The sequence below is a fragment of the Gottfriedia acidiceleris genome (assembly GCF_036421055.1).
Lineage (GTDB): Bacteria > Bacillota > Bacilli > Bacillales > Bacillaceae_G > Gottfriedia > Gottfriedia acidiceleris_C.
In genome coordinates this window covers 21,352-30,339 of sequence record NZ_JAZGQS010000024.1, presented here as the reverse complement: position 1 = coordinate 30,339, position 8,988 = coordinate 21,352, and the positions used below count along the sequence as shown (strand labels likewise).

13 protein-coding genes are annotated in these 8,988 nt (G+C 33.4%); all 13 read right to left on the bottom strand.

Going from position 1 to position 8,988, the window contains the following annotated elements; translation table 11 throughout:
• Positions 1 to 273: 273 nt before the first annotated feature.
• The 13 genes from RAH41_RS21805 to RAH41_RS21745 all read right to left on the bottom strand — a co-directional run bounded on the left by RAH41_RS21805 (position 274) and on the right by RAH41_RS21745 (position 8,929).
• On the bottom strand, positions 274 to 684 hold the full coding sequence (locus RAH41_RS21805) for a nuclear transport factor 2 family protein (RefSeq protein WP_331225373.1): 411 nt from the start codon (positions 682 to 684) through the stop codon (positions 274 to 276).
• A gap of 142 nt (positions 685 to 826) precedes the next feature.
• Positions 827 to 1,798 carry an acetyl-CoA carboxylase carboxyltransferase subunit alpha gene (locus RAH41_RS21800; protein WP_331225372.1) on the bottom strand — a complete coding sequence of 324 codons (972 nt, stop codon included), beginning with the start codon at positions 1,796 to 1,798 and terminating at the stop codon, positions 827 to 829.
• Between the two features lie 71 nt (positions 1,799 to 1,869).
• Positions 1,870 to 2,325 carry a MarR family winged helix-turn-helix transcriptional regulator gene (locus tag RAH41_RS21795; RefSeq protein ID WP_331225371.1) on the bottom strand — a complete coding sequence of 152 codons (456 nt, stop codon included), beginning with the start codon at positions 2,323 to 2,325 and terminating at the stop codon, positions 1,870 to 1,872.
• A 112-nt stretch (positions 2,326 to 2,437) separates the two neighbouring features.
• Positions 2,438 to 2,767: a DUF3916 domain-containing protein gene (locus RAH41_RS21790; RefSeq protein WP_331225370.1), complete on the bottom strand. Its 330-nt coding sequence runs from the start codon at positions 2,765 to 2,767 to the stop codon at positions 2,438 to 2,440.
• A 224-nt stretch (positions 2,768 to 2,991) separates the two neighbouring features.
• Complete coding sequence (locus tag RAH41_RS21785; RefSeq protein WP_331225369.1) at positions 2,992 to 3,297, bottom strand: hypothetical protein; 306 nt, start codon at positions 3,295 to 3,297, stop codon at positions 2,992 to 2,994.
• A 196-nt stretch (positions 3,298 to 3,493) separates the two neighbouring features.
• A complete protein-coding gene (locus RAH41_RS21780) occupies positions 3,494 to 4,702 on the bottom strand; it encodes a macrolide family glycosyltransferase (protein WP_331225368.1) in 1,209 nt (402 codons plus the stop codon).
• A 383-nt stretch (positions 4,703 to 5,085) separates the two neighbouring features.
• Complete coding sequence (locus RAH41_RS21775; protein ID WP_331225367.1) at positions 5,086 to 5,436, bottom strand: hypothetical protein; 351 nt, start codon at positions 5,434 to 5,436, stop codon at positions 5,086 to 5,088.
• A gap of 228 nt (positions 5,437 to 5,664) precedes the next feature.
• Complete coding sequence (locus RAH41_RS21770; RefSeq protein WP_331225366.1) at positions 5,665 to 6,258, bottom strand: DUF2441 domain-containing protein; 594 nt, start codon at positions 6,256 to 6,258, stop codon at positions 5,665 to 5,667.
• A gap of 90 nt (positions 6,259 to 6,348) precedes the next feature.
• Positions 6,349 to 6,939: an alpha/beta hydrolase gene (locus RAH41_RS21765; protein ID WP_331225376.1), complete on the bottom strand. Its 591-nt coding sequence runs from the start codon at positions 6,937 to 6,939 to the stop codon at positions 6,349 to 6,351.
• Between the two features lie 38 nt (positions 6,940 to 6,977).
• Positions 6,978 to 7,241 (bottom strand): hypothetical protein, encoded by a 264-nt coding sequence (locus RAH41_RS21760; RefSeq protein WP_331225365.1) that lies wholly within the window; start codon positions 7,239 to 7,241, stop codon positions 6,978 to 6,980.
• A 134-nt stretch (positions 7,242 to 7,375) separates the two neighbouring features.
• Complete coding sequence (locus RAH41_RS21755; RefSeq protein ID WP_331225364.1) at positions 7,376 to 8,002, bottom strand: hypothetical protein; 627 nt, start codon at positions 8,000 to 8,002, stop codon at positions 7,376 to 7,378.
• Positions 8,003 to 8,183: 181 nt separating this feature from the next.
• Positions 8,184 to 8,471 carry a hypothetical protein gene (locus RAH41_RS21750; protein ID WP_331225363.1) on the bottom strand — a complete coding sequence of 96 codons (288 nt, stop codon included), beginning with the start codon at positions 8,469 to 8,471 and terminating at the stop codon, positions 8,184 to 8,186.
• Positions 8,472 to 8,578: 107 nt separating this feature from the next.
• Positions 8,579 to 8,929 carry a hypothetical protein gene (locus tag RAH41_RS21745; RefSeq protein WP_331225362.1) on the bottom strand — a complete coding sequence of 117 codons (351 nt, stop codon included), beginning with the start codon at positions 8,927 to 8,929 and terminating at the stop codon, positions 8,579 to 8,581.
• Positions 8,930 to 8,988 lie beyond the last annotated feature (59 nt).

Below are 8,988 nucleotides of genomic sequence, written 5' to 3'. Positions count from 1 at the left end.
TATAGTAGGAAATTCAGCTCTTTTTATACCGAAATTTGCTTAGCGTATATTTTCGTTAAAATGTGGGCGGGACCCCATGCCCATCAAGTTAATATTTTAAAGTACCCCAAAACGAAAATTTTATCTTTCCACAATTGTCTATTAGAATTCAGCTCATTTTTTCGTTTTGGGGAACAATGGATTTCTTAACTTAATGGCTATGGAAAATGAATGTCTCTTTTTTCTTGTGATTTTTTTGAATTGATCATACCTCAATATTCATTCATTATTCGATTAAGTTAAATCAAAAGCTTCTTCTAATGCAGCTGTATCTTCAAAGAATTGAAATAACTTAATCTTCTCTTTTTCAATTTCACAAACTACTGCCCAATCACTCTCAAAGGTTTTTTCAGTTACTCGGACTTTAATTCGAAAACTTCCCCATGCAAATGCTGTATTTTGATCACCAATTATTTTATTAATGACAAACATATCTATTTGATATGCTTCCTCTAAAATATTTAAATATTTTTTTACTCCCTCTTTACCTTCGTATGTACCATATAAAGGGATTTTTTCAGATGGATCTTTTTTAAGAATAATAAATTTTGCTTCATCGTGAACTATTTCAATCACTTTATCAATTTGTTTACTACCTAATGCATTAAAATAATTGGCTAAAACCAGTTGGGCATTATTCACCATTCCAAAACTCCTTTCTTAAATTTTACAGTCTTTCTCCCATTGTTTAAGAAATTAGTAAAAATCATACAAATTAAAAAAAGAAAAGTTTTCCAATAATATTTTACAAAGAAATTTTTGGACAAAGCAGACTCTCATCGCTAGTTTAAAAAGTTAGAGGGTTTCCGTCTCCAATCCTAAATTCACCTATATCTCTAAACTTGTCATAACGTTGTTGTATAAGCTCTTCTAAAGATAATGATACCAATTCTTTTAGAGAAGATTCGATTGTAGATTCGATCATTTTCGCTTGTGATTCTAAATCATTATGCGCTCCACCTTTAACCTCAGGGATTAAAGTATCAATAATTCCTAATTCTTTCGCATCTGCTGCGGTTATTTTCATGTTTTCAGCTGCTTTAGGAGCTTGCGCAGAATCTTTCCATAGTATAGATGCTGCACCCTCCGGAGAAATAACTGAGTACCATGAATTTTCTAACATATGAATATGATTACTAACACTGATACCGAGGGCTCCACCACTTGAAGCTTCGCCGATTACAATAGATACGATTGGTACTTTGAGATTGCTCATTTCAAAGAGATTCCGAGCTATTGCCTCTGATATTCCACGTTCTTCAGATTCCTTTCCAGGATACGCTCCTGATGTATCGATAAATGTGATAACAGGACGTTTAAATTTTTCAGCTTGTTTCATAAGCCTCAGAGCTTTTCTATAACCTTCTGGATGTGCCATTCCAAAATTTCGTTCGATACTTTCCTTCGTATTTCTTCCCCTTTGTTGACCAATGATAGTAACAGGTACTTCTTGAAACTTAGCAATTCCACCTATCATTGCTTTATCATCTCCATATAGTCTATCACCATGAATCTCCAAAAAGTTCGTAAATAATAGAGGAATATAGTCTAATGTTGTAGGTCGATTACGAACTCTTGCGATTTGAACTCGTTGGAAAGGGGTAAGGTTATCATATATTTCATTTTCTAATTTATTTAAACGTTCCTGTAATATATCGATTTCTGATGATAAATCCAGATCGTTTTCTATCATAAACTTCTGTATTTCAGAAATTTTTTTTCTCAACTCAATTATAGGAAGCTCGAAGTCCAGACTCATGTTTGTCCCCCTTTTACAGTGTGAATAATTGTAAATTAACGAGAGTATATTTTGAAATTTAAATACTGTTTTTAATTTTCTCTATTTGTTTTGCAGGTTAATTCGGAAATGGATTTAATAAGTAATTCGAAGCCATCAACAACCTTCTTTTGTTCCAATTCAGATAAATTCATTAGAACGTTTTGATAAAAATCAATTGATTGTTCTCTTATTTGATGAACTGTTACTTCCCCTTTATCTGTCAGAGAAAGGTGAATTTCTCTTCTGTTTTTCTCGTTTATTTCACGACAAACGAACCCTTCTTTTATCAATTTGTCTACTAATCTGCTCACTGACGAACGCTCTAACGTAAGTTTATTAGCTAGTTCCCAAACAGTTAATTTGGTGGATTCTAATTCTTCTAATGCCATTACCTGAGAAACTGAAAAAGGTCTTCCTAACGGTTTATTCAGAGAATCCATAAACCCAAACATTCTTACAAATTTCAGGATATCCATTCTTAATTTTAGAGCTTCCTCTCTTTTCAAACATATCCCCTCCCACAATGATGTATTATACAACTATTGTATCATACAACTATTGTATCATACACATAAGGTTCATTAAAAGAAATAGGGGTCCCGACGCATGCCTATCGAGCTAATACAACTCACTGTCTGGGATAACAACAATTTGTGAGTGGAATAAATGAGGCAAACAAATAGTAGTATATATTCGAAAATGTGAGTGTTCCTTTGATTTTATAATCTTCAAATAGCTAACTCTGTTAATTAATAATTGGATCACCTTACGTCTTAACCATTTCGGTGTATTTTTTGAATCTATATAATCTTGTGAAAACGGCAAGTGTAAATGCCAATATCCAAGAGAACTTTCAAAAGGGTTTGGTATATTATCTGTAAACGTTACTAAATCCTTTTCTAACGATTTATATCTTCTTCTAATGCCCCTTATTTCTTTTAGATCCATTATCAAATTTCCATTTATTCATTTTCACACATCCAGTGATCACATTTATTAAAAAATTATATCACTCCTTATGCTACTATCCTGCCATTTTTTTGAATAAAAAAACGAGCTGCTAGTAGCTCGTGTTCTTAAAACTCATGCATGCGTTAGCCAACGATGAATCCTCTGATTCACAACAGTGAATGGAAGTTTTTATTCAACTCTCATGGTAGTTGCATAAGAATTTAAAAATTTATCGTTTTTTTCGGTAAAACCTTCGGATCTTTTATTAGAGATGCAACGTTCCTCCCTTTGTTAAACCTTACATTATTAAGCCAATAAATAAACGCATCTTCATCATAACTCAGTCCAAATTTCTCATTGCCTTCCTCATCAACACCAAAAAATACCCAGAAAGGATGGTGATTATTTCTATCATATAACCATCTAAAAAAATCTTGTTGCAGTTGACGGATATTTCTTCCCACTTTGGCAGGACATCTAATATAAACTGTATCCTTTTCGTATTCAAATTCAATTTTAACAAACAACTTTAATTTCCCCCACCCGATTGATATATCAAATAATTATAGCATTCGTATTCAACTAAACTGACATTTTATTGCATAAAAAAACCACTTATGATAGCGGTAGTCAAGGAAGAATACTAAATAGCCTATACTTATCTATAGACTATTTAGTTCTTGAATCATATGATAAAAATTCATATCTGTAGAGCACTTCTTATTAATTTATTCCCCGTTCCTGGCGAAATCGATCCGCCGCTAACAGAGCGGTCCGGTAGCCGCCAGCGTCTCTGAGAGATTGACCGATAGTCGCGGCGCTCCCCTTGAAGCGTTGTTCGTTAAAGGCCTGATTTACAGCATCCCGTAGCTTGGCGGCGGTAAGCTTCGATTTGTTCAAAATGACACCTGCCCCCAACTTCTCTACACGCGCAGCGATAATAGGTTGATCGGCTGCGTGGGGGATGAGCACTAACGGCACATCGTAGTACAATGCCTCAGACACGCTGTTCATTCCGCCGTGACTCACAAAGACGGCCGACTGTTGCAATACCTCCAGCTGTGGCACATACGGACGGGCAATTATATGGGACGGTGCGTTCCTGAAAAATTCCATATCCGTATTGCGCCCCGCAGAGATCACCACTTGATAACTCTCATCGCGGAAGGCATCTAGACATAATTGAAAGAAGGTTTCGCTCTTGGCTAATACAGTTCCCATGGAAATATAGACAACCGGTCTGTCGTCCTCTTTCAAAGTGTCTAGTGGAAAGTCCGAGTGGCTTTCACGTCTGGAAATGGATGGTCCTGAGAATACGTACGAATTGTCAAGTCGCTCATAATCCGGTTGGAAGTAAGTGCTAGTATAGACGAGATTCAGTTGACCCGACTGACAGAATACCTCATTAATTGATGGCGCCGATACGTCATATGTTTTGGCAAGATTGGCGGATAGCCTCTTGATTTCGGGAATGAACTTCCCTCCCTTTAGGATGTCGCCCACTTGCTTCAGCAAAGTCTCACCTGCCATCTTAGGTTTCTTACCAGTGGAAGCAAAGGAAGCATGTGAAGCAATATTTGGCAGCTTAAGAAGTCGAGCTATTAAATTGCCCCAACCAAAAAGGGAGTCGTGGAACACAAAGTCGTAAGCCTCTTGCCGAGCCTGCTCCACTACCGTCGGCACAACACGGTCAGCGGAGTTTAGGAGCAAAACAATAAACTCTAAAAAATGAGAGATGTCCTCTTGGCGTACGCCACCTAAAAAGTTGTCGAAGGGCTTGAAGACTGCCCCTGTGGCCTCCACTTTGTCACGGGCATCCTCAGTGCTGTAGAAGTGTACCTCATCCCCGTCCTCACACCAGGCTTTAATGATTGGTAGCATGGGATTCACATGCCCTTCACCAATTCCACCAATTGCTAATATTTTTGCCATATTCATTCCGCCCTTTTTATGTAATTTTCAATAGTTATGTATTAAGTACTCTTTGTAACTACTAATTTTAGAATCATTTAGGATTTATGTCTACCTGAATATTGGTAAAGGGAATGGTAGTATATCTACCTAGTATCCTCTTCTTAAAAAAATGAATGGGAAGGTGGCGGGTTCATACTCCCATCAGGAGAATGATTAAATTACTTAGATCTTTCTCCTAATGGTTTTATTATTTTAACGAATTATTAATCTATTAAAAGGAATAACTCTTAAACAATCCTGCTATTTTGTTGAAAAAAAAAAAGCGATCTTCTATAGAAGAATCGCATAAGTTAGTTGCATAACTTCAAACTAATTTTTTAATTTCAAAGGTTTTTAATTTATTACTGTACTTTTGTCACTGATTTATTAATAGCTATAACGTGAAATATAAATCTAATAAATAATTGACCTAGAAAATATAATGTAAAATAGAAAATTGGAGAAATATTTCTTTCAATTAATTTATATGGACCATCTTCTGGTATAAAAATTTCCACTAAAATAATAGATAATAAAAGTACTAGTGCATTTACTATAAAAATACGGCTCATTTTTAATCGTACTAGCAATAACGCCATAATAAGTGTTGCAAATAATAAAAAATAAGATGTATACGGTACTCTGTTCAAATCAAACCATGTGGTAAAAAAAGGAATCGGTAATAAATAAATAAAATAAAAAGCTTTTTTCACTAATACAACCTCTCTCGAACTTTTAAATTAGAACTTTATTACTTCATAAATAGTAACATATTTTATGATTCCTTATTCAGCTAACCTGCCATTTACTTTAATAAAAAAAACAGTCTTTGGATGTTCTTGATCTTCAGCTAATGCATGCGTTAGCCAAACATGAATCAAAAATTAACCACAGTGAATGGAAGTTTAACACTTACTTTCGTAGTAGTTGAATTTGTCAAATTAAGCTGAAAAATCATCAATAATTTCTACTACTTCAATTTTTCCATTAATTAAAAGCTCAGGAAGTTCATTTGTAATATTACCATTCCAATATTCTCTAGCTTGTTCAATTTTTCGAGCGAAAGGTACCCCATCCTCCTTTGGTAAAAGATTTCCATCCCCTTCAAAGGTGCTACCATTTACCCGTAGTTTAACGATTTGCAAAACTTTCCTATTGAACGAGTCGAATATTTCCTTCCATTTCAAAGCATCATCGTAGCTTTTTGCAGCGTATAAACAAGACAATCTTGATGGATATTCAGGATATTCTTGTAATCTAACCATTTCCAAAATTACTTCTCTAATTGCCCTGATTGTTTGACCTACATAATTTATAACCACTTCGGCATTTTCTTCATTTAAATTCAATCCTGCATCTGTATAATGTTGGAAAAGAATCTGGATAAAGTCTTCACCTTTAGAATTCAATTGTTCCTTCTCAAAAAAGAAGCTATATAAGGTGTTTTTTTGATCCTTGTTAAAATCAATTATCTGCCCAAGATTCATTTTTTTCCTAGTAACAATGTGATAAACATAAATTTCTTTATCTTTCATAGTTCGTCTCCTAGTTGAATACATCATTATTTAATTTTTATTTTACCAGAATAAATGTATCCCTTGTTCAACTTACTTTTTGATACAGCATTAAATAGAAATTCTATGTATACTATCAAGGATTATGTCAGGACGATCAAGAAATATTGAATGACCTGATTTACTTGCAAAATACAATTCGGCCTTTGAAGATAATTGAACTTGATTAGTAATAAGCTCCGTCCATTTCTCTTCAAAAACTCTTAATTCCCATAAAGGTATTCCTGTTTTCAATTCTGACTCAATTGTATGCTCTTTATCGCGTCCAATTACAATTAATGGAACATTTGGAAAATCCCCCAACTTTTTGATAACTTCTGCGTCATTTTTCCATTCTTTAATCTCTGAAGCCATTGCTTTGTATAATAATGGATTTAATTGAAAGTCTATTAGTCTCTGCTGAATATTATTAGGTAAATGCCCATGCTTTTTATTCAAAGTTGGCTTAATTATTCTTAATAGTTCATCATAATTTTTTTCTGCATAATGTAGACATTTTCTAATCCATACTTCATCTGTTTCTTGATTCATAACAGGCAGTGCTAGCTCATCCAATACTTTTAAATCAACAGAAGTAGAATCTACCAAAATCACTCCAGCCACAATTTTAGGATAAGTTTTTACAAAATGTTGTGCACACAGCCCGCCATAGGAATGCCCTACTAAATAAATGGTCTCATCTATATTAAATAATTAAGGATCCCAGCTAAATCCAGTACAGTCGATCCAGTATTATGGTTTCCCTCTCCCAGTTCACTTTGACCAAGACCTTGGCGGTGAAATGTTAATACTCTGTTGGTATGGCTTAACTTTTCTATAATCTTATACCACTCTTCAAAGGAACATCCCATCCCTGTAAGAATAACAATTAGTGGACCTTCATTACCTTTGTATAAGACTTCAATTTTATTTTCGTTTATTAGAATACATTGATTTTCATCCATTAATCTAATCTTTCTCCTCGATTACTAAAGTATAGGTTAGTTATTTAGTAGATATAGATTGAATCAAAAACTCTTTATCCTTAGAATAAGGTAGAGGAAGTGCTTTAATTTCCTCGATAGAATAATAGATAGAATTACGATTCAGGTGGAATTTTATATGTAACATTTCCTTCCGCATCTAAAAATTCCATACGGGGTATATCATTTTCATCTACTACCATTCTGATTCTAGGTTTCCCTTTACGATCTGATAGTTGAACTGTTACTTCTCCTTTTGGATTCTTCCCCATAAAAGCGCGAGGTGTATTTCCTTGCCAAATATTTTTTAACTCTTCATCAATTTCCTCATCAGTTAGTTCAGAATTTTGTATTTTATGCGTTCTTTCTACAAGATCTGGTAAGGATGTATTAGGTCTATCATAAATTGAAATTCCATAATTTCTTTGCCCGTTCTCATCAATATAATGCATTTGTACGACTTGATCCTGTTTATACTGATCAAAGGTTAATGACGCGTATGATTCATAATTTCCTATATTATTCTTTTTACTTCCAAATATGAGTCCTCCACACTCATCACCTTCTCCGTTATAAAACATTAATCCAGCAATTGGATCTTTCTGTCTGTGGCCTGGAAGAAAATCTTTTCCATCCATAATTGCAGGTGGAATGTTATCATTATTAAAAATTCTCATTCTTACAGTTCCATCTTTATCGACAATATTTATATTTTCAACATTAATACTTTTGAATTCAGACATAAAAATTCCTCCTATATAGCTATATAAAGGAGTTTCTATACAAACTTATTATTTTCCTTTTTCTAATATACTTTATAGAGTCCTTATTGAACTATACTGCCATTGTCCAAAAAAAAGACTGCAAAAGCAGCCGATTGGTATTGAACTAAAGCATGCTGTTAGTTGAATAGCATTTTTATCTTTATTTCTTTTCAAAAAAGAAACCTGTCCCATTTTCCTGTGGTACAAAGCCTTGTTTGGATGAACTTTTTTCCACTATATTTTGTTCTTCTACTGTTATAGTTGTGGTAATATCTTTTCCTTCAACTGTATTACCTTCTCTATAATCTTGTTCCTCTCTAGTCACATGTTTGTATTGGTCTCCATTGGTCTGTGCATATACCTTTGTATTTTGAAAGTCTTTTGTAAATCCGATTGATAATGCTAAAGCACCTGCAAAACCAATAGATAATATCAATTTTCTTTTCATAAATCAACCTCCTAATATTTTATTGGAAAATAATTACAATTTGTTTCTATAATTAGAATAACACAATTAACATAAAATAATTTGTCTAATATTGTTCAACTAACCTGCTATTTTGCTTCATAAGAAAAACGATCCTTCGTTATTGAAGAATCGCATGCGTTAATTGTATTACCTTCCAAAACAATAATAACTATTAAAATATAAGACCAATTTAGAAATCGCATATATTTTCTTTTTCTTTTTTCCTCTATTACATCTCCTAATAAATTTTGTTTTAATAATAATTTATAAATTAACTTAACTAGTATAAAACTCACTAAAAAGATAATTAAAACAAGGGCTAGAGATTTATTGCCTTTCGCTAATATTCCTGTGTATCTAAAGATAATTGAAATTATCATTGTTAGAATAAATGTTATGTTCATACTATGTTCTTTAATAAATTCCCTGGTAGTCATTTTTTATCCTCCCGGTTAATATGGTAATTTAAGTATCACAACCGGGTAGGTATTAGTAA